The organism is Mesorhizobium sp. M1399, from assembly GCF_040317735.1.
Taxonomy (GTDB): domain Bacteria; phylum Pseudomonadota; class Alphaproteobacteria; order Rhizobiales; family Rhizobiaceae; genus Mesorhizobium.
Genome location: NZ_JAMYKZ010000014.1, coordinates 112084 through 135354, shown reverse-complemented (window position 1 = coordinate 135354; position 23271 = coordinate 112084). Strand labels below are relative to the sequence as shown.

Genomic DNA, 23271 nt, shown 5'->3' with positions numbered 1-23271 from the left:
TCACCCCACCTTCACCAGCACGGCACTTTCGAATTCGATCACCTTGTCGCCCGTCGAATCGAAGGCCTCTGAGCGGAGCGTCAGCAGCCGCCAGCCCGGTCGCGAGGCAATGGGGCGGTGGGCCAGCGCCGTGCGGGTGAAAGTCACGGTTTCCCCGGCATAGACAGGTTTGGGCCATTTGAGGTTCTTGAAGCCGGGCGAGGGGCCGAATTCCGGCACCGGCCCGGGGCCGGGCCAGCGGGCGACCTCTGCCTCTATGCCAGCCTGGAGGTTCAATTTCATCCAGGTGGCGGCGGTGTGCCAGCCCGAGGCGCAGAGCCCGCCGAATATGCTGTTCCTCGCCGCCTCTTCATCGATGTGGAAAACTTGCGGATCGTATTTGCGGGCGAACGCCTTGATCGCCTCCGGTTCGAATCGATGCGAACCGAGCGTGACGGTGATACCGATGCAGAAGAATTCGTCGAGGCTCACGCACTGCCCTCGCGGGTGAGGAACATGACGGCGTTTTCGAGCTCGAAAACACCTTCGCCGCGCTGGTTGAATAACTCGCTGCGCATGGTCACCAGGCCAAGCCGGGGCTTCGATCTAGACAGGCGCTTGGCAAGGACGGTGGTGCTGCCGCTCAACAGGTCGCCGGCCAGGACCGGCCGTTTCCATTTGACCTGGTCGACGCCTGGCGCGCCCTGGGAGGTCGAGTCGAGCAGGAAGGCATCGCACAGCATGCGCATGAACATGGCGCAGGTGTGCCAACCCGAAGCCGCCAGCCCGCCGAGGATGCTGGCCTTACCCGCAGCCTCGTCGAGATGCATCGCCTGGGCATCGAACTCGCCGGCGAATTCTATGATTTCGGCGGCGCTTACCAGCTTGGTGCCGAGGTCGAGCGAAGCGCCCTCGACAAAATCCTCATAAGCCCAGGTCTTTGCGGTCATGGTCTGGAAATCCTGTTCAGGATTGTACGATCGCTGCGGGTCGGGGTCCCGGATGCAGGCAGCGCGGCATTTGGTCAAGCAATTTCTAGTGCGCCAGCCTGCGGCGCCCAAGCCGCAGCGGAGGTATTGATGACCCTACAGCCAGCCGCGGCGGCGGAAATACCAGAAGGGCAGGATTGCCGAAAGCACCATCATGCCGATGGCGAAGGGATAACCAAAGTGCCATTTGAGCTCGGGGATGATGTCGAAATTCATGCCGTAGATTGAAGCGACAAGCGTCGGCGGCAGGAAGATGACAGCGGCGACGGAGAAGATCTTGATGATGGCGTTCTGCTCGATCGAGATCATGCCGAGCGTCGCGTCGAGCAGGAAGCTGATCTTCTGCGACAGGAACGTGGCGTGGTCGGCGAGCGACAGCACATCGCGCGACAAGGTCTTGATGCGGGCGCGGGTATCCTTGCTCATCCTGGTCTGCGTGGAGGCATGGGCGAGGAAGCCGGCAAGGCGCTGCAGCGAGATCAGGCTGTCGCGGACCGAGGAGGCGAGATCCTCCTTGCGGCCAATGCCTTTCAACAGCTCCTGGAAGTCGCGGTTGCGCTTGGAAACCTTGGTCGAGCGTGCCTCGAAGATGTCGCGCGAGATCGCCTCGACGTCGCGGCCGGCGCGCTCCAGAATGTCGGCGAGGCGGTCGACGATCGCCTCCAGTAGTCCGATCAGGATGGTGTCGCCGCTGGTGCAACCGGTCGCCACCTTCTCGGCGCGCTGCGGAAAGGTCTTAAACGCCTTCGGTTCGTGGTACCGCACGGTGATCAGCCTGCTGCCGGCGAGCACGAAGGTAACCGGCGACATCAACGGATCGTCCACCTCGGTCTGCGCAGGCAGAATGGCGGTCATGAAGTAGGCGCCGTCCTCGACGTAGAGACGGCTCGAGATCTCGATCTCTTCCATCTCTTCGCGGGTCGGAACGGCGATGCCGAGCCAGGTCTCAATTGTCGTCTCTTCTTCCTTTGTCGGGTTGAAGAGGTCGACCCAGACCACAGTGTCGCTGTTCTGCAGGAGATCGTCGACCAGGCGCAGGCGATCATTGTCGACGACGAAGGCCTTGATCATCGCCGGGTCTCCCTTGCTGTTGCCAAAGAGCGTTCGTTGGAGGGGCGCGTCAGTCAGATCGCACGGACACGGGCAGGTGAGGCGCGAGGCCGGTGCAAAGGCCCCTTAGACCCCGCACGACGGCCCGTCAAGCAGCGCAAGAGGCACCGCGACCCCTGCTTTGAAGTTTGGCATCGAGCGGCGGCAATGGTGGCCGCTGGGCTCCCTCGCCTGGTCAGGTGTTGAACTTGAACAGCATGATGTCGCCGTCCTGGACGACATACTCCTTGCCTTCGTCGCGCGCCTTGCCGGCCTCCTTAGCCGCCACTTCGCCGCCCAGCCTGACGAAGTCGTCATAGGCGATGGTCTGGGCGCGGATGAAGCCGCGCTCGAAATCGGTGTGGATAACGCCTGCCGCCTGCGGCGCCCTGGCGCCCTTGTTCACGGTCCAGGCGCGTGTCTCCTTCGGCCCGACGGTAAAGTAGGTGATGAGCTGCAGCAGCTCGTAGCCGGCGCGGATGACCTTGTTCAAGCCGGGTTCGTCCAGGCCGAGCGTTGCCAGGAATTCCATTTCCTCTTCGTCCGAGAGCTGGGCGACCTCGGCCTCGATCGCCGCCGAAATCACAACGGTGCGGGCACCTTGCGCGGCCGCCATCTGCTCGACCGCCCTGGTATGGGCGTTGCCGATGGCGGCATCGGCTTCGGCGACGTTGCACACGTAAAGCACCGGGTGCGACGTCAAAAGGTTCAGTCCCTGCAGGATGCGCAGATCCTCAGCCGAGATGCCGTTGAGCAGGATGCGGGCGGGCTTGCCGGCCTGCAGTAGTTCAAGCGCCGCTTCCATCATGGGAAGTACGGTCGCTGCCTCCTTGTCCTTGCCGGCGGCACGCTTGCGGATCTGCACGATGCGGCGCTCGAGGCTGTCGAGGTCGGCAAGCATCAATTCGGTTTCGACGGTCTCGGCATCGGCGACAGGATCGATGCGGCCCTCGACATGGGTGATGTCGTCATCCTCGAAACAGCGCAGCACATGGACGATGGCGTCGACCTCGCGGATGTTGGCGAGGAACTGGTTGCCCAGCCCTTCACCCTTCGAGGCGCCGCGCACCAGGCCGGCAATGTCGACGAACGAGATGCGCGTCGGGATGATCTCCTTCGACTTGCCGATCGCGGCGATCTTCTGCAGGCGCGGGTCGGGCACCGCCACCTCGCCGGTGTTCGGCTCGATGGTGCAGAACGGATAATTGGCGGCCTGTGCCGCCGCCGTCCTGGTCAACGCATTGAAGAGCGTCGACTTGCCGACATTGGGCAAGCCAACGATGCCGCATTTGAAACCCATTTTTGTCTGGTCCTATCGGGAAATCGAAATTTGATCAGGGCTATGGGCGAAAGCGCCGACGATCGTCAAGGCGCAATTCAATTCAGACGCTGCGCGATGTCATCGGTGCCTATCGCCAACGCGTGAACGCCGGACCTGCTCAGTATTTGCAGAAGATGCCAGAACGCGTCGACATCCGCGGTTCCGAAATCGATCGTCAGTTGCCCCTCGAGCAATTGCGCACTGTGAATGATGCTTCCTACGGTCTCCGATGTTTCACGCTCGCCATCGATATCGAACCAGCCGCGAAACCATTCGTCGAAGAGATCGCCGTCAAGCTCATTTACGGGGAATTTGAAATGAACCTCGTCCCACTTGAACGGTGAGATGAGGACATCCATTCCACCGATCCCGGCGTGAATATCCGGAGAGAATTTCACATAGGTATCGCTATTGATGAACTGCGGATTTGGCTGTCCGTCATTGCCGACGAAATCAACCGCGATGAGATTTCGATAGAAGGAATCGACGTTCGAAAACTTGACCTCGGTCGCATGCGATCCTTGGCCGTTGCGAGCAAGTTCGCCGGCAGCGGCGACGAAATAATCAACATACTTCTGCCTTACGCGGCGAACCAATTGCTGGACGTCATCCATATTCATGGCTCAGTCCTTGCCGCCAAAAAGCTTCTTCAGCATCGCCGCCATCGGGCCGGTTTCGGGCAGCTTGGCCGCTGGCTGCTGCGGCCGCGCCTGGCGGACATGGCTTTGCACCTTTGGCGCCTTGGGTGGCGGGCGGTCGTCGTCGCCCGTCGGCGTGAGCTTCTCGCGCAGCGCCAGCGTCACGCGATTCATGAACGAATTGTCGTCGCCCTTGGCAAGCAATCCGGCACCATCGGCGATTGCGTCGAGCAGCACGTCCAGCCATTCGCGGTCGCCCTTGGCGAAATCGCCGAGCACATGGCCGTGCACCATTTCCTTGACGCCGGGGTGGCCGACGCCGATGCGCACACGGCGAAAATCCTTGCCGACGTGCTGGTCGAGCGAGCGGATACCGTTGTGGCCGCCGGAACCGCCACCGACCTTGACCCGAACCTTGCCGGCGGCAAGGTCGATCTCGTCATAAAAGACAGTCAGCGCCGAAGGGCCGAGCTTATAGAAGCGCAAGGCTTCGCCGACCGATTGGCCGGACAGGTTCATGAAGGTCTGCGGCTTGATCAGGATCACCTTGTCGCCGGCAAGCGTGCCTTCGGCGATCAGCCCCTGGAATTTCTTCGACCAGGGCGAAAAGGAATGGCGGCGGGCGATCGCGTCCGCCGCCATGAAGCCGACATTGTGCCGGTTGTTGGCGTATTTCGCGCCCGGATTGCCGAGGCCTGCAAAGACAAGCATCGTCGCCTCCGGGCGGGAAGGGGTTACTTCTCTTCGGCGGCAGGAGCCGCTTCGGGCGCAGCCGCTTCAGTCGTCTCTTCTACGGCCTCCGGCTTCATCGCCGAGGAGCCGGCAATGGTCGCGATGGTGAAGTCACGGTCGGAGATCACCGGCTTGACGCCGGCCGGCAAGGTGACGGCCGAAATGTGGATCGAATCGCCAATATCGGTGCCGGTGAGATCGATGGTGATGAAATCCGGGATCGCATTGGCCGGGCAGTGGAATTCGACCTCGTGGCGCACGATGTTGAGCACGCCGCCGCGCTTGATGCCGGGCGACTTGTCTTCATTGATGAAGTGCACGGGCACGTCGACATTGACTTCGGTGTCCTTGCCGATGCGCAGGAAATCGACGTGGACCGGGAAATCCTTGACCGGGTCGAGCTGGAAGTCCTTGGGCAGAACCTGGATCTTGTTCCCGTCGACATCGATCGTGGCGACCGTGGTCAGAAACCCGCCGCCATGGATCTTGTAGTAGATGTCCTTATAGGTCAGCGCAATCGCCAGGGGAGGCTGCTTGTCGCCGTAAATCACTGCAGGCACTTTACCGTTGCGGCGAACTGCACGGGCGGACCCCTTACCGACCTGTTCGCGCGCTTCGGCCTTGAGCTCGTAAGTATCGTGGCTCATGGCATTTCCTTTCGCGTTGTTCTGGAGCGTTCGCGGCCGGCAACGTGCCGGGGCCGTAAACGTCGAAAGCCGACATAGCTAACGCATGACCTGGTCCGAAAACCGGAATCCACTTTTCGGGATCATGCGGGAAGGCGGCCTTCCGCCGCGTTGCCTCCAAGGGTGTCTACGCGGGTGGCGGCTCTATAGCGGAAGGCGGCGCGAGGTGCAAGCGGGGCGGAAGGTGCCCAGGGACGGACCGTGTCCCATCAATGTCAGGCCGGAAACGGCAGTGCCGAAAGCAATGCTGCAATGTACAGTCCGACGCCAAAGGACAGATGGGTCATAAGGCTGCGCAGGCGCGCAGTGCGCGGATTGGGAACTTTCGAAGCCGCGATGCCGATCCCAAAAGCCGGTTGCATCACGAAGAACGGGGCGACGATGGTGCAGACGCCGACCAACAGGGCCGGAAGCACTGTCGGGTGCCGTGCCCAGTCGAGGCTCCACACTCCAATCAGCGCCGCGGCAAATACGATGCCGGTCGCGTAATGTGCGCTCCATCCAATGGCGGTTTCGCCGCGAACGCGAGCAGCTTGCGCGATATTCGCGTGCGCGAAACGGCCACGCGGAAAGTGTCCGATCCAGCGGCCGACCCAGGCGTAATCAAGCGATGGAATCGCGAGCATTCGCTTCAGAAACCATCCCCAAAGGTCCATCAGGGCTGTCGCGCCGATACCAATGACGGCCGCACGGACAACGAACTCCAACATTTTTGCTCTCCTGTTTCACCCGTCAGACATTAACCAATTAGAATCAATCATTCAACATATTGATTGATTGATTGATTAATGCTAGCCAAGTCAAATGAAAAGCACGGACGTTCACCACCCGATCTTCGACGAAGTAGCGGATCTCGCCCGCACCTTGGGGCATGCCCACCGGCTGGTTCTGCTGCGTCACATTGCCGATGGCGAATTGGCCGTCGAGCAGCTGACGCAGCTTTCGGGGATCGCATTGGCGAATACGTCGCAGCATCTTCAACATCTCAAGCGAGCGGGCCTGGTGCAGACCCGGCGAGACGGAAAACGCGTTCTGTACCGGCTTGCAGATGTCCCAATCGAAAACGTGTTCGCGGCGCTGCGAAGCCTTGCAAACCATAGACGCGAGCAGATCCGTGAGTTTATCAACGACAGCATTAGCCAGCCGGACAGGCTGGAAAACATCTCGCGCGAGGAACTCGTGCGCCGCATGCGAAACGACGAAGTCGTGCTGCTCGATGTCAGGCCGCAGAACGAATTCGCGACGGGGCATTTGCCGGGTGCGATCAACATTCCCGCTGATGAGCTGGAGCAGCGGCTTGCGGAGCTTCCACGAGAGAAGGTCGTTGTCGCCTATTGTCGTGGGGTCCAGTGCGTTCTGTCGGCCGACGCTTTGGCAATCCTGAGGGCACGAGGCTGGGCCTCGCGCCGTTTCGAAGGCGGCTTGCCCGAGTGGGCAGCTGCAGGCCTGGGTGTAGAGGGAACGAACTACGAAAGCGGCTGACGGCCGCCAAATCGGCGTCGCCGGGCCTGGCCCAAATAACCGCAGGCGGCTGGACGGGCGCGTCGGAAGAGGGGATTCGCTTAGAAACCGAACCCGGGCTTCACCCGACCGTGGTCACCTTCCTCGCTTCCTTCATGTTAGGCAGAAAAACCGTCAGCAGCCCGAGTAGCGGCAAATACGAGCAGACCTGGAAGACGAAATCGATGCCTTTCATGTCGGCGACGACGCCAAGCACGGCGGCCGCGATGCCGCCCATGCCGAAGGCGAAGCCGAAAAAGATGCCGGCGATCATGCCGACCCGGCCGGGCACGAGTTCCTGCGCGAAGACGACGACGTTCGAGAAGGCCGAGGACAGGATCAGGCCAATCAGCACGGTGAGAACCATCGTCCACTCGAAATTGGCATAGGGCAGGGCCAGGGTGAAGGGCAGCACGCCGACGATCGAGAACCAGATCATCGCCTTCTGCCCGTAGCGGTCGCCGAACGGGCCGCCGAGCAGGATGCCCAGGGCCGAGGCGCCGAGGAACAGAAACAGCATGACTTGCGACATCTGCACCGAAACGCCGAATTTATGGATGGAATAGAAGGTGTAATAGCTGGCAAGGCTGGAAATATAGGCGTTCTTGGTCAGTACCAGCAGTGTCAGCACCAGCAGCGCTCCCATCACCTTGCGGCGCGGGAAGGGCGAGACGAAGCCTGCCGCCTTGCGGGTGCTCTGCGCGGCACGCAGGCGGCTGTACCAGCCGCCGACCTGCCACAGCACGATGATGCCGATCAGCGAGCCGCCGGCGAACCAGGCGATGCTGGTCTGGCCGAAGGGCACGACGATGAAGGCTGCCAGCAGCGGCCCCATGGCCTGGCCGAAATTGCCGCCGACCTGGAACAGCGACTGTGCCAGGCCGAACCTGCCACCAGAGGCGAAGCGCGCGATGCGCGAGGATTCCGGGTGGAAGATCGCCGAGCCAATGCCAATCAGCGAGGCGCCGATGAGGAGCAGCGAGTAATGTCCAGCATAGGCCAGCACGACCAGGCCGATCAACGAAGAGGCCATGCCGTAGGGCAGCGAATACGGCATCGGCCGCTTGTCGGTAATCATGCCGATCACCGGCTGCAGCAAGGATGCCGTCACCTGGAAGGTGAAAGTCAAAAGGCCGATCTGCCAGAAATCGAGACCGTAATTGTCCTTCAGCAGCGGATAGATCGCCGACAGCAGCGACTGCATGATGTCGTTGATGCAATGGCAGAAGCTCACCGCCAGGATGACGGTGAAGGCCGTCGCCTGAGCTGAAATGTGGCTGGCCGCTGCCGGCTTGGCGTCGGCGGTTGCTGTGGTATCGGTCAAGGCAGGCTCCGTGGTCTTTTTGGCGGGCGCTCCCGCAGGCGGTCTTATGGGCCGGCTGCCTTATACGTTGCTTGTCACGCGACTTCTTTCGTGGTTTGGTCCAATAGTTTCGCAAGTGGGCCATAGCTGATGCCGCATGGCAGGGAAATGTTCAGAGCGGGCGATACCGATCTTGGGCTGTTGCATGAGCGTCGCTGGCAATGGCTGGAGCAGGCCGTCGGGCCGGCGGTGGCGCTGCCGACCGAATATCCGGACGGCTATCACGTGCCGCGGCACCATCACAGCCGCAGCCAGTTGCTGCACGCGCTGGTCGGTGTCGTGCTGGTGACGACGCGGCATGGGCGCTGGATGGTGCCCCCCGACCACGCGATGTGGATCCCAGCCGGCACCGAACACTCGGTTGAGATGCTGGGCGACGTCAGCATGCGCTCCGTCTATGTGATGCCGGAGGCCATTCCCGGCCTGCCGGACGGGTTGCGCGTCGTCGGCATCACCGACCTGATGCACAGCCTGATCGTGGAATCGGAAAAGCTGCCGCAGGGCGCCGAGCTGGAGGGGCGGGGCGGGCTGATCATGAAGCTCCTGCTGCACGAAATCCCGAACCTGCCGCAACGGCCACTCGGACTGCCGTTCCCGTCCGACGCAAGGCTGGCAGCGCTGTGCCGGCGCTTCGTCTCGGCACCGTCACCGCACGCGACGATCGATGAATGGGCCGCTATCGTCGGCATGAGCCGCCGCTCTTTCACCCGCGCCTTTCATCGCCAGACCGGATTGTCGCTGTCGACTTGGCGCCAGCAGGCCTGTCTGTTCGCGGCGCTGCCACGGCTGGCCGACGGCGAGCCGATCACAAGGGTGGCGCTCGATCTCGGCTATGACAGCGTGCCGGCGTTCATCACCATGTTCAAGCGCATGCTGGGAGCCTCGCCACGCGGTTACATGCGCGGCGCCCGTGATGCTGGTGAAGGTGTGCGGCGAATAAGCGGTCCGGCTCGGCCTGAGTCGCAGCCCTAAAGCGCGTCGCGTTCGACCGGTCTCATGCGACGCGCTTTAGGGTCTTGTTTTATGCATGTCGTTGTCGCAAAACCGCTGCTCACTTTTGCGCGACATGTATTAATCGAACAGGCTCGACACCGATTCCTCGGTTGCCGTGCGGGAGATCGCCTCGCCCATCAGTTCGGCGATGGAGATGACGCGGATATTGGCGGCGTCCAGCACTGCCTGGGTCGGCTGGATGGAATCGGTGATGACCAGTTCCTGCAGTTTCGAGGCGCCGATGCGGGCGATGGCGCCGCCGGACAAAACGCCATGGGTAGTATAGGCGGTGACACTGGTGGCGCCGTCGGCAAGCAGCGCATCGGCCGCGTTGCATAGCGTGCCGCCCGAATCAATGATGTCGTCGATCAACAGGCAATCCTTGCCGCGCACGTCACCGATGACGTTCATGACTTCCGATTCGCCGGGGCGCTCGCGACGCTTGTCGACGATGGCCAACTGGGCATCGATGCGCTTGGCGAGGGCACGGGCGCGGACCACGCCGCCGACATCCGGCGACACCACCATGACATTGGCGAGCTGCTTGTATTTCGCCTTCACGTCACGCGCCATCACCGGCACGGAAAACAGATTGTCGGTCGGGATGTCGAAGAAGCCCTGAATTTGCCCGGCATGCAGATCCAGCGTCAGCACCCGGTTGACGCCCGCCCGCGTGATCATGTTGGCTACCAGCTTGGCCGAGATCGGTGTGCGGCCGGAGGCGCGGCGGTCCTGCCTGGCATAGCCGAAATAAGGAATAACCGCAGTGATACGCTTGGCCGAGGAGCGCATGAAGGCGTCGATCATGATGAGCAGTTCCATCAGATGATCGTTGGTCGGGAACGAGGTGGACTGCAGGATGAAGACGTCCTCGCCTCGCACGTTCTCCTGGATCTCGACGAAGATTTCCTGGTCAGCGAAGCGCCTGACGCTGGCCTTGCCCAGCGGAATGTTGAGGTAGCGGGCGACTGATTCGGCCAGCACCCTGTTGGAATTGCCCGCGAAGAGCTTCATGCACCGTTCCTGGCGAAGGATTGAGAGACTCCGATAGCACTCCAGCCTCTTAGTCGGGCTTTTAGCGGCCCGCGCCGGTATTGCAAGCGTCGTGAATGGGAATCCGCCGGCTAATCTCAATAATCGCTTACGGCTTGACGATGCGGCGATAGGTCTACTTCGATGCCGACAGAATCGGGATAGCTTCTATCTTTCAGTCTGAGCATGCTCTTTTCCGAAAACCGGATTCCACTTTTCGGAATCATGCTCCAGGTCAGCCGGCGCCGCCGCCAAGCCAGGTGACGAACTGGTCGATTGTCTGGTCGGCAATCGCCTGCATGGTCGCCGGCGCGACCGCCGCCCAGCCTTCGCCGCCACCCACGGAGGGCGCCTTCTGCTGGCCGTTGATGCGATGCAGCCGGTTGCCGGCCGGGTCATAGATGTCCCAGACATAGATGACGGTGGTGTCCTTGCCTTCCGTCATGGTCGAGAAATAGCCCTTGAGCACGTGCGTTGGGGTCTGGTCGGTGCTGCCGGCCAAGGTGATGCCACGCTGCCTGGCGCGTGTCTGAAGCTCGGCGGTCAGCGGTGTCGCGGCTTCTACCGAGGCGCCGACGATCGGCGCCACCTGCAGCCGGGTTCGCGCAATGGCAGCGGCGCTTTTGGCGGGCGGCACGGCTGCTGCCGCCGGAGGCTGCGCTGTATCTGCAGTTGGCGCGGTGCCGGAAGACGGCGCCGCAGTTGAGGGGGGCGTTGCGGCGCCGCCGGCTCCGGGCAGGGATTGGGTCGATTGCGGGGCGATGGCCGAGGGTTCGAGAACGTCCTTCGCATTGGTGCAAGCCGCCAGCGCCAGCGCCGCGAGCAATGACACGGTCGTCACATGCGATCGTCTCATTAGCCTGAAAACTCCTTGCCGACGAACGCCCCTCACACTTTTTCCATTATGGATTCACTGCACGATCAAGTCGAGATCATGGCGGGACAGCGGCTTCGGCTGGGATTCGGTCGTCAGGTAGGTGCGGCCAAGGGTCATCGCCGTTTCGGTTTCGGAGTCCATGATGATCATATGGGCGAACAGCGTCATGTTCGGCGCAATCGGTTCGGGATTACCCTGATAGAACATCGGCATATCCATCCAGGACGGGGTGAAGCGGGCGCCGAGCGAATAACCGCAGGCATTGAGCCGGTGCTTGGTCAAATTGTGGGCTTCGAGCGTGCGGGCATGGGCGTCGAACACGTCGCCGAACGTATTACCAGGTGTCATCGCCTTCTCGACTGCAAGTAGCGCGGCGCGGGCGGCATCGAACAATTCCTGGTGGCGTTTCGATACCTTGCCGGTCAACACCGTGCGCATCATTGCCGCATGGTAGTGATGGAAGACACCGGCCCATTCGAGTGTCAGCTGGTCGTTCTTGGTGAGCTTGCGGCGACCGGCCTTGTAGCGGCAGAGCAGGGCGTCGACGCCCGAGCCGATGATGAACTCGTTGGCCGGATAATCGCCGCCGCCGGCAAAGATCGCGCCTTGCATGGCGGCGAGGATCAGCGCCTCATCGCCGCCCTGCTTGATCAGCGGCAGTGCTGCGTCCAGCGCGTCGTCGGCCAGATTTGCGGCTTTTTCCGCCTTGGCGATTTCGGCCGGGCTCTTGAACAGCCGCAGCCGGCTGACAATGCCAGAGGCATCTGCGATCTGCCCGAAGGTCTGCAACTGCTCGTCGAGGCGCCGGCCATTATATGCCGTCAGGCCGTGGGTGTCGTATTCGACGCCGATGCGGGCGCCGAGCAGGTCAAGCTCGTTGAGCAAATTGCGCAGGTCGACCGCCGGATTGGCGCCGTTGCGATCCGTCCACAAAACGATGTTGTCGATGATCGAGGTGTGGCGTGCCTGGCGCAAATCGGCCGAACGCGTCAGCAGTACCATCGAGCCGTCGGCCTTGACCACCAGGCACTGGAAAAAGCAGAAGCCGAACGTGTCGTAGCCGGTTAGCCAATACATGCTTTCCTGCGCAAACAGCAGGACGGCGTCGAGCTTCTTTTCGGCGATCTCGATCATCAGTCGATCGCGCCGCGCGTCGAATTCCGAGCGTTCGAAATGCAGCGCCATCAGTCAGTCTCCAAAACGATTGCCGAAACCTGCCGTCCGTAGTCGGGCTCGTTGCGATGCGTGCTGCGCCGATAGGAGTAGAAAAGCTCTTCCTCGGCATAGGTGCAGCGGCCGAGCCCTTCGGCATTGACGCCAGCCTTGGTCAGCCGGTCGACCGTGTAGCGGTTGAGATCGAACATCGCGTGTCCGGCATTTGCGGAGGGCGCGAAATAGCGGGCATTACCGGCATCGGCGTCGACGAAGCGGGCGACGAATTCCGGTCCGACTTCGTAATTCTGTGGGCCGATGGAAGGACCGAGCACTGCGACGATGCGGTCACGCCGGGCGCCGAGGCTTTCCATTGCCGCGATGGTGTTTTCCAGCACTCCCGTGAAAGCGCCTTTCCAGCCGGCATGGGCGGCTCCGATAATGCACGCCTCGGCGTCAGCGAAGAGGACCGGTCCGCAATCGGCGGTCGAGGCCCCGATGGCAATGCCCGGCCGGTCGGTGACGATGGCGTCGGCCTTGGGACGCTCGCCGGCAAAAGGTTCCCTGGCGATGACGACGTCCGGCGAATGAACCTGATGAGCAGTCAGCAGATGGCTTGCCGCCACGCCCATCCATTCGGCGACGCGGCGGCGATTCTCGCGCACCAGCGTCTGGTCGTCGCTCGATCCGGTGCCGATGTTGAGGCCCCGGTAGATGCCGCTGGAAATGCCGCCGACGCGTGTGAAGTAGCCGTGGCGGATGCCTTGCGCCGTTTCCAGCAAGGGCGACCGAACGGGATCCGGTTTGGTCTGATTCAGCATGGCGGCTTTGTTGTCCGTATGGGCGATTTCGTCAAGCGCGTTGAAGGCGGCGAGTTGAAGGTAGGCAAGTTGAAGGTAGGCGAGTTGAAGGCGGGCGCAGTTGAAGGCGAGTGCAGTTGATGTCGGGCGCAGCCGGAGAGGGGAGAGTGGTAGAGGCGACAGCGAAAAGTCAATCCGCGCTTGCGAACGGCGGAACGGCAATGCCGGGAGGAAGGATGGCAAGCACCTTGAAGAGCTCGCCCATCGCCTGCTGACCGGCGAGGCGCTCGACGTCGGCCGCGATCTTTTCACGAGCTGCCTCATCGGCATTGGCGCGGAGCCGGCCAGCTCGTTCGAGAAGCCCCATCTTGAGCAGGAATTCACCTTGCGTGGAGAGGTGGGCATCGAGGCTGTGTGCCCGAACGGTTGCAGCGAGGGCAGCGAAATCGACATGGGCGGTGAGGTCGGCCTCCCCCGGATTCGCCAGCACGTCCTCATGACCGTGCTTGCGCAAGGCCTGCAAGGTGTCGCCGATGCCGGGCTGGAGGTGACCGTAGTCGAGAAACAGGCCGGCGCCGCCAAATCCGGCAAGTCGCCCGGCGATGGCCGCCATCAGGGCGGCGCGGGCTGGCGCCACCTCGACGATCGCACCTTGCGGCGCATTCTCGGCATCCTCCGGCAGCAGCATCGGGTCGAGCGAGCCGGCGCCGACGAAAAAGCGAAGCTGGTTCGCATCGTCGAGACCGATCATCCGTTCGCGCCAGCCGGCTCCGGCGCGGACGAACTGGCGAATAGGCACCGCGTCAAACAGCTCGTTGCCAACAATCAGAAGCTGCCCCTGCGGTAGTGTGTCGATGGTTTCATTCCAGGCGATGGTGGCCGACGTCCCGGCAAGCGTCCGTTTCTGGACCTCGGTCAACCGCGGACTGGTCTCGATCAAGGCGAATGATGCGCTGGCGGTAAGCGTCGGATCGAGCCGCGAAAGCGTGCGCAGCATATCTCTCATCAGCGTGCCGCGGCCGGGGCCTATTTCGGCGATGGCGACCGGCGTCGGCCGGCCGATCGCCAGCCATGCCTGGTAGAGCCAGACGGCGACCAGCTCGCCAAACATCTGGCTGATCTCCGGCGCGGTGACGAAGTCGCCGGCGGCGCCGAACGGCTCGCGTGTCGTATAATAGCCGTCCTGCGGATCGAACAGGCAGAGCGCCATGTATTCGCTGATGGGGATCGGTCCCACCGCACCGATCAGCTCGGCGATGCGGGTCTTCAGCGGCGTCATGCGGGCTGCGGTTTTGTCACCGGCTTGGCTGTAGCCATCGCCCAGATGCCGGCCAGCACCATCGGCAGCGACAGCACCATGCCCATGGTGAGCCAGCTCGTGCCAAGGAGATAGCCGAGCTGCTGGTCGGGCTCGCGGAAGAATTCGACGAAGACGCGCGAGGCGCCATAGCCGGCAATGAAGGCGCCGCCGACGAAGCGCGGCGTCTTCAGCTTGAGCCGCGAATGAGTGAGAAAGCGCAGGACAAGGAACAACACCAGCCCTTCGAGCAGCGCCTCGTAGATCTGGCTCGGATGGCGCGCAAATGGGCCGCCATTGGGGAATTCGAATGCCCATGGAACGTCGGTCGGTCGGCCCCATAGTTCGGAATTGATGAAGTTTGCCAGGCGAACGAGGCCAAGCCCCACCGGCACGCCGGCGGCAACAACGTCGAACAGCGACCATGTGCGGATACCACGCGACCGGGAAAACAGCGTCATGGCGAGAATGACGCCGAGCAGGCCGCCATGAAACGACATGCCGCCCTGCCAGACGGCGACGATATCGAGCGGATTGGCGATGTAACGCGGCAGGTCGTAGAACAACACGTAGCCGGTGCGTCCGCCGAGCACCACGCCGATGGCCGCCCAGACGATGAAGTCGTCGAGATCCACGGGCTTCATCGGCAGGGTGCCGTCGGGCCAGAGTTTCGGGTTGGTGACGAGGCGCTTGGCATACCACCAGGCGAACAGGATGCCGACGATGTAGCCGACGCCGTACCAATGCACCGCCAGCGGTCCGATCCGGACGATGACTGGATCGATGTTGGGGAAGGGCAGGGCAGCCAGCGGCAGCAAATATTCGCTCAACAGGGTCTCCCGGTTCCGGTCAGGTTCGGGCGCGGACCATGCGGCAGGGTTTTGGCAGGGTCAAGGCGAGCATATGCTTGCATTCCGCATCGTGCGCCACTACGTCAATTCGACCAAGCGAGGATTTGCCATGGCGACCGGACCGAACCGCATTCTCGATGAATTCGCCAAGCTGATGACCGACGCAGCCGGTGCCGCGCAAGGCGTGCGGCGCGAGGTGGAGACCGCCTTCAGGGGCCAGGCCGAGCGGATACTCAACTCTATGGACGTCGTGCAGCGCGAGGAATTCGAGGCCGCTCGCGACATGGCGGCGAAGGCCAGGGAAGAAAACACCCGCCTCGCTGCTCGCATCGAGGCGCTCGAGGCCAAGCTCGCCGAAATGACCGGGCAGGCGGCGCCTGCGGCTTCGGCAAAGCCGCGTGCAAAAAAATAATAAAAATATTCGTTAAACTTTTCCACAAAGCCGGATCGCAAAAAGCGCTTTGTCGTGAATCGCTTACCGGTACTGCGTGGATCTTTCCGACAGCGCCTTTCCACATGCGAATAACGCAGTGCGAAAAATTGGGCTGGTCACGCGACTCCCGATCAATAGACTGAATTTGTTGCATGATTCGGAGCAGGGTCATGCGCCGGGCGGTGGGGTCCGGTCCGGGGTCTTTGCGTTGACGAAGTCCTGGCCGTCCGAGTTCTAGACAGAATTGTTCGAGTGTGCCTCTCCCGCGGAGCGTGTGGTGGCGCTCCCAGAACGACAGGAAGCATTTCATGGAACTTCTCGAACTCGAATTCTCCCGCGAAATCCATCCGGTGGATGTTATCGAGCAGGTGGCCCACAACAACGACTGGTCCTTCGAGCGTGCCGGCGACGACGAGATCTCGATCTCGGTTGCCGGAAGCTGGACCGACTACCACGTTTCATTCTCCTGGATGGAGGACTACGAGGCGCTGCACCTGGCCTGCGCTTTCGACATCAAGGTGCCTGAGGCGCGCGCGCTCGAGGTGATGCGGCTGCTTTCGCTGATCAACGAGCAGATGCTGTTTGGCCATTTCGACCTCTGGGAGCAGGAAGGCGCCATCATGTTCCGCCAGTCGCTGCTGCTGGCCGGTGGGGTTGAGCCGTCGAGCCAGCAGGTCGAGGTGCTGCTGTCGTCGGCGCTGGAAGCCTGCGAATGCTATTTTCAGGCCTTCCAGTTCGTCGTCTGGTCGGGGACTTCGGCCAAGGACGCGCTCGCCGGCGTGCTGTTCGAAACCTACGGAAACGCCTGATCATCGATGAGTTCGAGCAACGCGAGAAAACCCGAGATCAGCTTCGCCGATTTCGACCGCGTCGACATCCGCGCCGGCACGATCGTCGAGGCCGAGCCTTTTCCCGAGGCGCGCAAGCCGGCGATCAAGTTGAAAATCGATTTCGGTCCCGTGATCGGGGTGAAGAAATCCTCGGCCCAGATCACGAAATACTATACACCTGAAAGCCTGATCGGCCGGCAGGTGTTCGCGGTGGTCAATTTCCCGCCGCGTCAAATCGGGCCATTCATGTCGGAAGTGCTGACGCTCGGTTTTCCCGATGAAGAGGGCGCCGTCGTCCTCGGCGCGATCGAGCGTAAGGTGCCGGACGGCGGCAGGTTATTCTAACTGCGGTTTGCTCAGGCGGCCAGTTTTCGCGTGGTACCCAGTGCTTCTTCGACCGTTTCCATGAACATTTCGGCGCAGGCTTTCCAGCTGTAGCGCATAGCACGTTGCCGCGCCTCGATGCGGTCGACGAGAAGCGCGGCGAGCGCTGCTTGCCGAAGGTCGTGCGAGACCGCGCCGCCGATGCCGTCACCGACGATATCGATAGGCCCGGTGACGGGATAGGCTGCGACAGGCGTGCCGCTGGCCAACGACTCGATAATGACGTTGCCGAATGTGTCGGTGCGGCTGGGGAAGACGAAGACGTCGGCCGAGGCGTAGATCTCGGCCAGTTCGTCGTTCGGGCGATGGCCGAGAAAATGGGTATCGGGATATCTGGCCTTCAGCTTCGCCAATTCCGGCCCTTCGCCGACAACCACCTTGCTGCCGGGCAGGTCCAGGTCGAGGAAAGCCGGCAGGTTCTTCTCGATCGCGACGCGGCCGACGCAGAGGAAGATCGGTCCCGGAAGCCCCAGGTCCTTTCTTTTATCCGGCCGAAAATGATCGGTATCGACGCCACGCGTCCATGGCCGAAGCTTGGTGAAGCCGCGTGCCGCAAGATCGTCGGCAAGCGACTGGGTGGCGACCAGCGTGCCCTGTCCTGAATTATGGAAATCGCGCAGCCAGCGATAGGCCCATGCTTCTGGCACCGGCAGACGCGCGCTCAGATATTCCGGAAAACGTGTGTGATAGCTGGTCGTGAACGGACGGCCGGCGTTGCGGCAGTAGCGCCGCGCCATAATGCCGAGCGGTCCTTCGGTGACGATATGGATGTGATCCGCCTTGCGTGCCTCGATCAGCTGCGCCACGCGGTGCGGCGTCGTCAGCGCCAGCCTGATGTCGGGATAGGTCGGCAGAGGCAGGGTGCGAAAGATGTTCGGCGTCAGGAAGTCCGTCTCGACATCGAAGGATTTCAAAGTCTCCGAGAGGCGCTCCAGCGTGTGGACGACGCCGTTGACTTGCGGGCGCCAGGCATCGGTGACCATCAGGATGCGCATGGCGGTCCCTTGGCGGAGAGCTTGATTGCTTTGCCGCGATGCCTGAACGGCGACCACGCCGCCGCTCTGGCCTCGCACCAGCGCACCCGGGCAGGCGCGGGGTCGAAATGAGGCCGCAGGGCCGAATCAATCAGGATCGCGCGCTTCATTGGCGCTCTTCACCATGGTTTCATGACGGGCGGATGAAGGCCGGCCTCGCTCCCGTCAAGCCGGAACCTTGATCACCGCCCGCAGGCCGCCGAGCGGGCTGCGTTCGAGGACGATGTCGCCGCCATGGCTGCGGGCAATGTCGCGTGCGATGGAAAGGCCAAGGCCGGTGCCGCTGGCGTCGAGGTTGCGGGCCTCGTCCAACCGCACGAAAGGCTTGAATACATCCTCCCGCTTTTCGGGCGGAATGCCCGGACCGTCATCGTCGATAGTGACGAGCAGCGAACCGCGTCCATGATTGGCATTGATCTCCACCGTCTTGGCATAGCGGAATGCATTGCCGACGACGTTGGACAGCAGCCGGGCAAAGGCATTGGGGCGCACATGGACATGCGGATCGCCGGCAAGCACGGTCGACAGCTTGCGCTTGCGCAGCGCGGCTTCCTCGCGAAGCTTGTCGAAGAAGGCTTCGAGGTCGAACCGGCCGGCGTCTTCCGATGCTTCGCCGCGTGCAAAGGCAAGGTAGCCTTCCAGCATCGACTGCATGTCGTCGATATCCTGGTCGAGTGCCTGGGTGTCGGCCGCCTTGGTCCCGGCCAGCGCCAATTGCAGCTTGAAGCGGGTGAGGATGGTCCTCAGATCGTGGCTGACGCCGCTCAGCATGGCGGTGCGCTGCTCGAGCTGGCGTTCGATGCGTTCGCGCATCTGGATGAAGGCAAAGCCGGCGCGGCGGACTTCCTCGGCGCCGCGCGGGCGAAAATCGCGAGGCATCGGCCGGCCTTTGCCGAAGCTCTCGGCCGCCTCGGCCAGCGTCAGAATCGGCCGGATCTGGTTGCGCAGGAAGGGAATGGCGATCATCAGCAGCACCAGTGAGGTGCCGACCATCCAGATCAGGAAAATATGGGTGTTCGATGCATAGGCCTGGCTGCGGCGCACGAAGACCCGCAGCACCTTGTTCTCGAGCTGGACGCGGACCTCGACGATATTTGAATTGCCGACCGTATCGATCCAGAACGGACGGTTGATCTGGCGGGTGATCTCGGACGAAAGGATCTCGTCGAGGATCGAGAAGAACGGCTTTGGCCCGGGTGGCGGCAGCGGGTCTGGCGGCAGGAGGTCGACCTTCAACTGCATGCGATCCTGGGCGATGCGGATGACGTTGGCGTAGTCGGCGTCGTGCGGATAGGTCTCTATCAGGTCGATGATGGCGGCGATGTCGCGCACCGTGGCCTGCGACAGGCGCTGCGTCACGGTCTGCCAATGGCGCTCCATGAAGACAAAGGCGACGACCGACTGCAGCATGATCATTGGCGCGATGACGATGATCAGCGAGCGGGCATAGAGCCGCTTCGGCATGTAAAGCGACACCAGGCGCCAGAAACGGTTCCAAGCGCGCGGCACGGCCTTGAGCGCCCGCGTCGCGCGGGCGCTCAAGCCGCCATCTTCCGGCCGTTCGAGTTGCGTGGTCGCCATTCGTCTTTTCGCTCACCGGCGGCCCAGCAAAGGACCGCTGTCGGCGGCATTCTATTCCACGCTGAGCCGATACCCAATACCGCGCACGGTCTGCAGCCAGACCGGATTGGACGGATCGCGTTCGATCTTGCGGCGCAGCCGGTTGATCTGGACGTCGATCGTGCGCTCGCCGACCTCGGACTCGTCGCCGACAAGCTCATGCCGCGGTATCGTTTCGCCGGCACGCGCAGCGAAGATCGCCAGGATTTCCTGCTCGCGGTCCGTCAGCTTGAGCGCCTCGCCGCCGCGCTTCAGCTCACGCCTGGCGATCTGGAAGGTATAGGGGCCGAAGACCAGCTGTTCGACCTTGGGCGTCGTCGCGGGGCCGCCGCGGCGCAAGATATTGTTGATTCGCAGGATCAGCTCGCGCGGGTCGAACGGTTTTGGCAGATAGTCGTCGGCGCCGGCCTCGAGCCCGGTGATCCGGCTGTCGGTTTCGGACAGTGCGGTGAGCATCAGGATCGGTACGTTCTTTTCCGCCCGCAGCGCCTTGGTGAGATCGACGCCGCTTTCACCCGGCATCATGACGTCGAGCACGATCAGATCGAAATCGAGGCCGGTGAGCTTGCGCCGCGCCTCGCCGGAATTTCCGGCAACGGTGACGCGAAAACCGTTTTCGGTCAGATACTGTTTCAGAAGATTGCGGATTCGGGTGTCGTCGTCGACCACCAGCAGATGCGGCGCGTCGTCTTCCGGTGCTGTCGGATGATCAACCCTCTCAATGGTCTCCATGGCTTTTCCCTGACATCTTTGCGGGCACAATGTCGATCTGCGCCCTTAGTTCCGGATTGACCATCGCCTCAAGGAACCGTTCGATAACGGCGCGTTCGGTGGCTCCGGAATCCTCCAATGCAGCATGGATGCGGCGCGACTGTGGCCGCGCCAGTGCCAGCGCCAGCGCACGGCCCTTGGCCGTCGGATAAAGCTCGCGCTGGCGGCGGTCGCGAGGGCCCTGCAATTGCACGATATGGTCGGTGTCGATCAGTTGCTTGAGCACGCGCGCCAGGCTCTGCTTGGTGATCTTGAGCACGTCGAGGAGCTCGGCGACCGTCAGGCCGGGCCGGCGATTGACAAAATGCAGAACCCGGTGATGAGCACGGCCAAAACCGTAGTCGGCCAGGATCTGGTCCGGATCGGAGGTAAAGTCGCGATAGGCGAAGAAGAACAACTCGATGATGGCGAAATCGATGCCATCCTCGTCGGTGATCGCCGTCCTGATCGGCTCTGCGGCTGCGTGGCTCGTCATCTTTTCTCCGTGTGAAGCAGGAAATTATGTCAGCACTATTGACGTATTTTCCGCGCGATGGTAATTTTTGGCAAGCTTTTCGGCGGATTGCGAACGAAAAGGCAAACGAAGCCCTTTTTTCCGGAACTTCCTGAGTTTGCCAGACCTTAAATATCCGCCTACGCTTTGAGACAATGGCCGCCCGCGGCGGCCGAGGCGAAACACGCAACGACACAATGATGTGCGGGCTGCCGCCCGCGGGAGGTTATCATGGCATCCGTTCCCTTCGACCAACTGGACGGCTTTATCTGGATGAACGGCGAATTCGTCAAATGGGCCGCCGCCAAGATCCACGTCTTGACCCACGGGCTGCACTACGCCAGCGCGGTATTCGAGGGCGAGCGCGCCTATGGCGGCGAAATTTTCAAGCTGACCGACCACACCGAACGCCTGCATGTGTCGGCGCGCCTGCTTGGCTTCAAGATACCCTACTCGGTCGCCATGATCGACGACGCCTGCCGCACGCTGTTGAAGAAGCAAGGTTTCCAGGACGCCTATGTCCGGCCGATCGCGTGGCGCGGCAGCGAACAAATGGGCGTTTCGGCGCAGAACAGCCGGATCAACTGCGCCATCGCCATCTGGCAGTGGCCGAGTTATTTCGACCCGGCGCAGAAGCTGAAGGGCATCCGCCTCGACATGGCCGAATGGCGCCGCCCCGACCCGCGCACCGCACCGTCGAAATCGAAGGCGGCCGGCCTCTACATGATCTGCACCATGTCCAAGCATGCCGCCGAGGCCAAGGGCTATGCCGACGCCATGATGCTCGACTGGCGTGGCCAGGTGGCGGAAGCGACAGGCGCCAACATCTTCTTCGTCAAGGACGGCAAGATCCATACGCCCAAGCCCGATTGCTTCCTCGACGGCATCACCCGCCGCACGGTCATCGGCCTTGCCAAGGACCGCGGTTTGGAGGTGATCGAGCGCGCCATCATGCCGGAAGAGCTTGAAGGCTTCCAGCAGTGCTTCCTCACCGGGACAGCGGCCGAGGTGACGCCGGTTTCGGAGATCGGCCCGTACCGATTCGAGGTCGGTGAGATCGCCAAGACGCTGATGAATGACTATTCTGCAGCCGTTCAACCCAACCACGCGATTGCTGCAGAATAACGAAAGTCACAGCTTTTTTATCAAGTAGGGGCGGTTTTCGGGCCGCCCCTTTTATTTAAGCGTTTGCGCATTTGACTTTCGTTCAATTCGGCGTCTCATGATGGCGTCGGCCCGGGAGGCTGGCAGCTATGGAGGGATTGGAAATATGGATATGAACACGCTTCTTCCGATCATTATTCAGGTGATTACGGGTATCATCGGTGGTCAGGCGGTGGGCGCGGCTATCAAGACGGCGGCGATGGGTCAGCTTCCCAAAATCCTGGGCGGCGCTGTTGGCGGCGTCGGCGGGGCGGCCATCCTCAGCAGCCTGCTGGGCGGTGGGGCGGTCGATCCGGCAGCAGCCGCCACGGCGGCAGGGGCCGGCAGCGCGTTGAACATTCCCAACATCGTTGGCGGTGCCGGCGGCGGCGCCATCCTGACCGGCATCATCGGTGCGGTCATGAACGCGATGAAGAAATAAGCTTCGACGTTTCAGGCTTTTCAAATGGGCGGCTTCGGCCGCCCATTTCGTTTGCCGTTTGCGGGAGCGGTGGACGCCGTCCGCGTGTGTCTCTACATCAGGGCCTGATTCAACAAGGTTAGAGCTTTCCTGACGCGTTCGAGGGCGCGCGCGGAGCTCCGACAGTGTGAAAGGACAAATATGGGTCAGCTCAACGCCGGCATCGTGCCGGTCACGCCGTTCCAACAGAACTGCACCATCCTCTTCGACATGGACGACAGACAAGGCGTCGTCGTCGATCCGGGCGGCGACATCGACAAGGTGCTGGCGGCGCTCAAGGACAATGCGATCACTGCCGGCGCGATCTGGATCACTCATGGCCATATCGACCATGCCGGCGGGGCCATGGAACTGAAGGAGGCGCTCGATATCGAGATCATCGGCCCGCATGCCGCCGACCGGCCGCTGCTCGCCAATCTCGAGAACCAGGCGAAGCGCTACGGCATCACCGATCCCGTGCGCAACTGTGTCCCCGACCGGTTCCTTGCCGAGGGCGAGACCGTTTCGTTTGGCTCACAGGTGTTTGAGGTATTCCATTGTCCGGGCCACGCACCCGGCCACGTCGTCTACTATAACCGGGCGGCGAAGTTCGCCCATGTCGGCGACGTGCTGTTCCGCGGTTCGGTCGGCCGCACCGACCTGCCGGGCGGCGACCACGCCGCGCTGATCGCCTCGATCAAGGAGAAGCTTTTGCCGTTGGGCGACGACATCGGCTTCATCTGTGGCCATGGTCCCGGCGGCCGTTTTGGTGAGGAGCGGCGGAGCAATCCTTATTTGGTCTAA

General features: G+C 62.2%; 27 protein-coding genes. 8 read left to right on the top strand and 19 right to left on the bottom strand.

Annotation, left to right across the window (positions count from 1 at the left end; genetic code table 11):
* The 8 genes from NKH05_RS24280 to NKH05_RS24245 form a co-directional block, all read right to left on the bottom strand.
* Entirely contained in the window at positions 1–471 is a 471-nt protein-coding gene (locus NKH05_RS24280) for a MaoC family dehydratase (RefSeq protein WP_023719202.1), read from the bottom strand.
* Positions 468–929: a MaoC family dehydratase gene (locus tag NKH05_RS24275; RefSeq protein WP_023719201.1), complete on the bottom strand. Its 462-nt coding sequence runs from the start codon at positions 927–929 to the stop codon at positions 468–470. The genes NKH05_RS24280 and NKH05_RS24275 overlap by 4 nt, the downstream gene beginning before the upstream one ends.
* A gap of 135 nt (positions 930–1064) precedes the next feature.
* The gene (corA, locus tag NKH05_RS24270; RefSeq protein WP_023719200.1) at positions 1065–2039 is read right to left on the bottom strand and encodes a magnesium/cobalt transporter CorA; all 975 of its coding nucleotides are present in this window, start codon (positions 2037–2039) and stop codon (positions 1065–1067) included.
* Positions 2040–2253: 214 nt separating this feature from the next.
* A complete protein-coding gene (ychF, locus tag NKH05_RS24265) occupies positions 2254–3357 on the bottom strand; it encodes a redox-regulated ATPase YchF (protein ID WP_023719199.1) in 1104 nt (367 codons plus the stop codon).
* 77 nt (positions 3358–3434) lie between these two features.
* Positions 3435–3998 (bottom strand): hypothetical protein, encoded by a 564-nt coding sequence (locus tag NKH05_RS24260; RefSeq protein WP_352482088.1) that lies wholly within the window; start codon positions 3996–3998, stop codon positions 3435–3437.
* A gap of 3 nt (positions 3999–4001) precedes the next feature.
* The gene (gene pth / locus NKH05_RS24255) at positions 4002–4727 is read right to left on the bottom strand and encodes an aminoacyl-tRNA hydrolase (protein WP_352496088.1); all 726 of its coding nucleotides are present in this window, start codon (positions 4725–4727) and stop codon (positions 4002–4004) included.
* A 23-nt stretch (positions 4728–4750) separates the two neighbouring features.
* Positions 4751–5395 (bottom strand): 50S ribosomal protein L25/general stress protein Ctc, encoded by a 645-nt coding sequence (locus NKH05_RS24250; RefSeq protein WP_023719196.1) that lies wholly within the window; start codon positions 5393–5395, stop codon positions 4751–4753.
* Between the two features lie 254 nt (positions 5396–5649).
* Positions 5650–6144, bottom strand: a complete 495-nt coding sequence (locus tag NKH05_RS24245) for a DUF2938 domain-containing protein (RefSeq protein WP_023719195.1) — start codon at positions 6142–6144, stop codon at positions 5650–5652.
* A 94-nt stretch (positions 6145–6238) separates the two neighbouring features.
* On the opposite strand from NKH05_RS24245, the gene NKH05_RS24240 reads away from it, so the two are divergent.
* Complete coding sequence (locus tag NKH05_RS24240) at positions 6239–6916, top strand: ArsR/SmtB family transcription factor (protein WP_352496089.1); 678 nt, start codon at positions 6239–6241, stop codon at positions 6914–6916.
* 100 nt (positions 6917–7016) lie between these two features.
* Here the strand turns inward: NKH05_RS24240 and NKH05_RS24235 are convergent, their stop codons facing one another.
* Entirely contained in the window at positions 7017–8258 is a 1242-nt protein-coding gene (locus tag NKH05_RS24235) for an MFS transporter (RefSeq protein WP_352496090.1), read from the bottom strand.
* Between the two features lie 129 nt (positions 8259–8387).
* On the opposite strand from NKH05_RS24235, the gene NKH05_RS24230 reads away from it, so the two are divergent.
* A complete protein-coding gene (locus NKH05_RS24230) occupies positions 8388–9269 on the top strand; it encodes an AraC family transcriptional regulator (protein ID WP_023719192.1) in 882 nt (293 codons plus the stop codon).
* Positions 9270–9368: 99 nt separating this feature from the next.
* Here the strand turns inward: NKH05_RS24230 and NKH05_RS24225 are convergent, their stop codons facing one another.
* From NKH05_RS24225 to lgt, 6 genes are all read right to left on the bottom strand, one after another.
* Positions 9369–10304: a ribose-phosphate pyrophosphokinase gene (locus tag NKH05_RS24225; protein WP_023678427.1), complete on the bottom strand. Its 936-nt coding sequence runs from the start codon at positions 10302–10304 to the stop codon at positions 9369–9371.
* 253 nt (positions 10305–10557) lie between these two features.
* Positions 10558–11178: a hypothetical protein gene (locus tag NKH05_RS24220; protein WP_023719191.1), complete on the bottom strand. Its 621-nt coding sequence runs from the start codon at positions 11176–11178 to the stop codon at positions 10558–10560.
* Positions 11179–11232: 54 nt separating this feature from the next.
* Positions 11233–12384 (bottom strand): M24 family metallopeptidase, encoded by a 1152-nt coding sequence (locus NKH05_RS24215; RefSeq protein ID WP_023678425.1) that lies wholly within the window; start codon positions 12382–12384, stop codon positions 11233–11235.
* Entirely contained in the window at positions 12384–13172 is a 789-nt protein-coding gene (gene pgeF, locus NKH05_RS24210; RefSeq protein ID WP_023719190.1) for a peptidoglycan editing factor PgeF, read from the bottom strand. Before pgeF ends, NKH05_RS24215 begins: the two co-directional genes overlap by 1 nt.
* Positions 13173–13341: 169 nt before the next feature.
* Positions 13342–14430: a class I SAM-dependent methyltransferase gene (locus NKH05_RS24205; protein WP_353026260.1), complete on the bottom strand. Its 1089-nt coding sequence runs from the start codon at positions 14428–14430 to the stop codon at positions 13342–13344.
* Positions 14427–15278: a prolipoprotein diacylglyceryl transferase gene (lgt, locus tag NKH05_RS24200; RefSeq protein WP_352496092.1), complete on the bottom strand. Its 852-nt coding sequence runs from the start codon at positions 15276–15278 to the stop codon at positions 14427–14429. The genes NKH05_RS24205 and lgt overlap by 4 nt, the downstream gene beginning before the upstream one ends.
* Before the next feature lie 130 nt (positions 15279–15408).
* Here lgt and NKH05_RS24195 point away from each other — a divergent pair, with 130 nt between their 5' ends.
* From NKH05_RS24195 to NKH05_RS24185, 3 genes are all read left to right on the top strand, one after another.
* On the top strand, positions 15409–15711 hold the full coding sequence (locus NKH05_RS24195) for an accessory factor UbiK family protein (protein ID WP_023719187.1): 303 nt from the start codon (positions 15409–15411) through the stop codon (positions 15709–15711).
* A gap of 329 nt (positions 15712–16040) precedes the next feature.
* The gene (locus NKH05_RS24190; protein WP_023678420.1) at positions 16041–16541 is read left to right on the top strand and encodes a type III secretion system chaperone family protein; all 501 of its coding nucleotides are present in this window, start codon (positions 16041–16043) and stop codon (positions 16539–16541) included.
* Between the two features lie 6 nt (positions 16542–16547).
* The gene (locus NKH05_RS24185; protein WP_023719186.1) at positions 16548–16907 is read left to right on the top strand and encodes a tRNA-binding protein; all 360 of its coding nucleotides are present in this window, start codon (positions 16548–16550) and stop codon (positions 16905–16907) included.
* 11 nt (positions 16908–16918) lie between these two features.
* Here the strand turns inward: NKH05_RS24185 and NKH05_RS24180 are convergent, their stop codons facing one another.
* From NKH05_RS24180 to NKH05_RS24165, 4 genes are all read right to left on the bottom strand, one after another.
* Positions 16919–17941, bottom strand: coding sequence for a glycosyltransferase family 4 protein (locus NKH05_RS24180; RefSeq protein ID WP_352856564.1), 1023 nt, complete (start codon positions 17939–17941; stop codon positions 16919–16921).
* 204 nt (positions 17942–18145) lie between these two features.
* The gene (locus NKH05_RS24175; protein ID WP_023719184.1) at positions 18146–19561 is read right to left on the bottom strand and encodes an ATP-binding protein; all 1416 of its coding nucleotides are present in this window, start codon (positions 19559–19561) and stop codon (positions 18146–18148) included.
* 51 nt (positions 19562–19612) lie between these two features.
* Positions 19613–20332 (bottom strand): response regulator, encoded by a 720-nt coding sequence (locus NKH05_RS24170; RefSeq protein WP_023719183.1) that lies wholly within the window; start codon positions 20330–20332, stop codon positions 19613–19615.
* Positions 20319–20846, bottom strand: coding sequence for a MarR family winged helix-turn-helix transcriptional regulator (locus NKH05_RS24165; RefSeq protein WP_023719182.1), 528 nt, complete (start codon positions 20844–20846; stop codon positions 20319–20321). Before NKH05_RS24165 ends, NKH05_RS24170 begins: the two co-directional genes overlap by 14 nt.
* Before the next feature lie 249 nt (positions 20847–21095).
* On the opposite strand from NKH05_RS24165, the gene NKH05_RS24160 reads away from it, so the two are divergent.
* The 3 genes from NKH05_RS24160 to NKH05_RS24150 all read left to right on the top strand — a co-directional run bounded on the left by NKH05_RS24160 (position 21096) and on the right by NKH05_RS24150 (position 23271).
* Positions 21096–21989 (top strand): branched-chain amino acid aminotransferase, encoded by an 894-nt coding sequence (locus tag NKH05_RS24160; protein WP_352856824.1) that lies wholly within the window; start codon positions 21096–21098, stop codon positions 21987–21989.
* 145 nt (positions 21990–22134) lie between these two features.
* Positions 22135–22449 (top strand): hypothetical protein, encoded by a 315-nt coding sequence (locus NKH05_RS24155; RefSeq protein ID WP_023719180.1) that lies wholly within the window; start codon positions 22135–22137, stop codon positions 22447–22449.
* A gap of 180 nt (positions 22450–22629) precedes the next feature.
* Positions 22630–23271, top strand: a complete 642-nt coding sequence (locus NKH05_RS24150) for an MBL fold metallo-hydrolase (protein WP_352496093.1) — start codon at positions 22630–22632, stop codon at positions 23269–23271.

What these genes read in the sequence shown, in the direction of transcription:
- NKH05_RS24170 (WP_023719183.1), bottom strand. Translation starts at nt 20,332, where the DNA reads ATGGAGACCATTGAGAGGGTTGATCATCCGACAGCACCGGAAGACGAC.
- NKH05_RS24150 (WP_352496093.1), top strand. Translation starts at nt 22,630, where the DNA reads ATGGGTCAGCTCAACGCCGGCATCGTGCCGGTCACGCCGTTCCAACAG.
- corA (WP_023719200.1), bottom strand. Translation starts at nt 2,039, where the DNA reads ATGATCAAGGCCTTCGTCGTCGACAATGATCGCCTGCGCCTGGTCGAC.
- NKH05_RS24205 (WP_353026260.1), bottom strand. Translation starts at nt 14,430, where the DNA reads ATGACGCCGCTGAAGACCCGCATCGCCGAGCTGATCGGTGCGGTGGGA.
- NKH05_RS24225 (WP_023678427.1), bottom strand. Translation starts at nt 10,304, where the DNA reads ATGAAGCTCTTCGCGGGCAATTCCAACAGGGTGCTGGCCGAATCAGTC.
- pgeF (WP_023719190.1), bottom strand. Translation starts at nt 13,172, where the DNA reads ATGCTGAATCAGACCAAACCGGATCCCGTTCGGTCGCCCTTGCTGGAA.
- NKH05_RS24275 (WP_023719201.1), bottom strand. Translation starts at nt 929, where the DNA reads ATGACCGCAAAGACCTGGGCTTATGAGGATTTTGTCGAGGGCGCTTCG.
- NKH05_RS24240 (WP_352496089.1), top strand. Translation starts at nt 6,239, where the DNA reads ATGAAAAGCACGGACGTTCACCACCCGATCTTCGACGAAGTAGCGGAT.
- NKH05_RS24185 (WP_023719186.1), top strand. Translation starts at nt 16,548, where the DNA reads ATGAGTTCGAGCAACGCGAGAAAACCCGAGATCAGCTTCGCCGATTTC.
- ychF (WP_023719199.1), bottom strand. Translation starts at nt 3,357, where the DNA reads ATGGGTTTCAAATGCGGCATCGTTGGCTTGCCCAATGTCGGCAAGTCG.
- NKH05_RS24180 (WP_352856564.1), bottom strand. Translation starts at nt 17,941, where the DNA reads ATGCGCATCCTGATGGTCACCGATGCCTGGCGCCCGCAAGTCAACGGC.
- NKH05_RS24215 (WP_023678425.1), bottom strand. Translation starts at nt 12,384, where the DNA reads ATGGCGCTGCATTTCGAACGCTCGGAATTCGACGCGCGGCGCGATCGA.
- NKH05_RS24175 (WP_023719184.1), bottom strand. Translation starts at nt 19,561, where the DNA reads ATGGCGACCACGCAACTCGAACGGCCGGAAGATGGCGGCTTGAGCGCC.
- pth (WP_352496088.1), bottom strand. Translation starts at nt 4,727, where the DNA reads ATGCTTGTCTTTGCAGGCCTCGGCAATCCGGGCGCGAAATACGCCAAC.
- NKH05_RS24230 (WP_023719192.1), top strand. Translation starts at nt 8,388, where the DNA reads ATGCCGCATGGCAGGGAAATGTTCAGAGCGGGCGATACCGATCTTGGG.
- NKH05_RS24165 (WP_023719182.1), bottom strand. Translation starts at nt 20,846, where the DNA reads ATGACGAGCCACGCAGCCGCAGAGCCGATCAGGACGGCGATCACCGAC.
- NKH05_RS24160 (WP_352856824.1), top strand. Translation starts at nt 21,096, where the DNA reads ATGGCATCCGTTCCCTTCGACCAACTGGACGGCTTTATCTGGATGAAC.
- NKH05_RS24195 (WP_023719187.1), top strand. Translation starts at nt 15,409, where the DNA reads ATGGCGACCGGACCGAACCGCATTCTCGATGAATTCGCCAAGCTGATG.
- NKH05_RS24260 (WP_352482088.1), bottom strand. Translation starts at nt 3,998, where the DNA reads ATGAATATGGATGACGTCCAGCAATTGGTTCGCCGCGTAAGGCAGAAG.
- NKH05_RS24220 (WP_023719191.1), bottom strand. Translation starts at nt 11,178, where the DNA reads ATGAGACGATCGCATGTGACGACCGTGTCATTGCTCGCGGCGCTGGCG.
- NKH05_RS24250 (WP_023719196.1), bottom strand. Translation starts at nt 5,395, where the DNA reads ATGAGCCACGATACTTACGAGCTCAAGGCCGAAGCGCGCGAACAGGTC.
- NKH05_RS24190 (WP_023678420.1), top strand. Translation starts at nt 16,041, where the DNA reads ATGGAACTTCTCGAACTCGAATTCTCCCGCGAAATCCATCCGGTGGAT.
- NKH05_RS24245 (WP_023719195.1), bottom strand. Translation starts at nt 6,144, where the DNA reads ATGTTGGAGTTCGTTGTCCGTGCGGCCGTCATTGGTATCGGCGCGACA.
- NKH05_RS24155 (WP_023719180.1), top strand. Translation starts at nt 22,135, where the DNA reads ATGGATATGAACACGCTTCTTCCGATCATTATTCAGGTGATTACGGGT.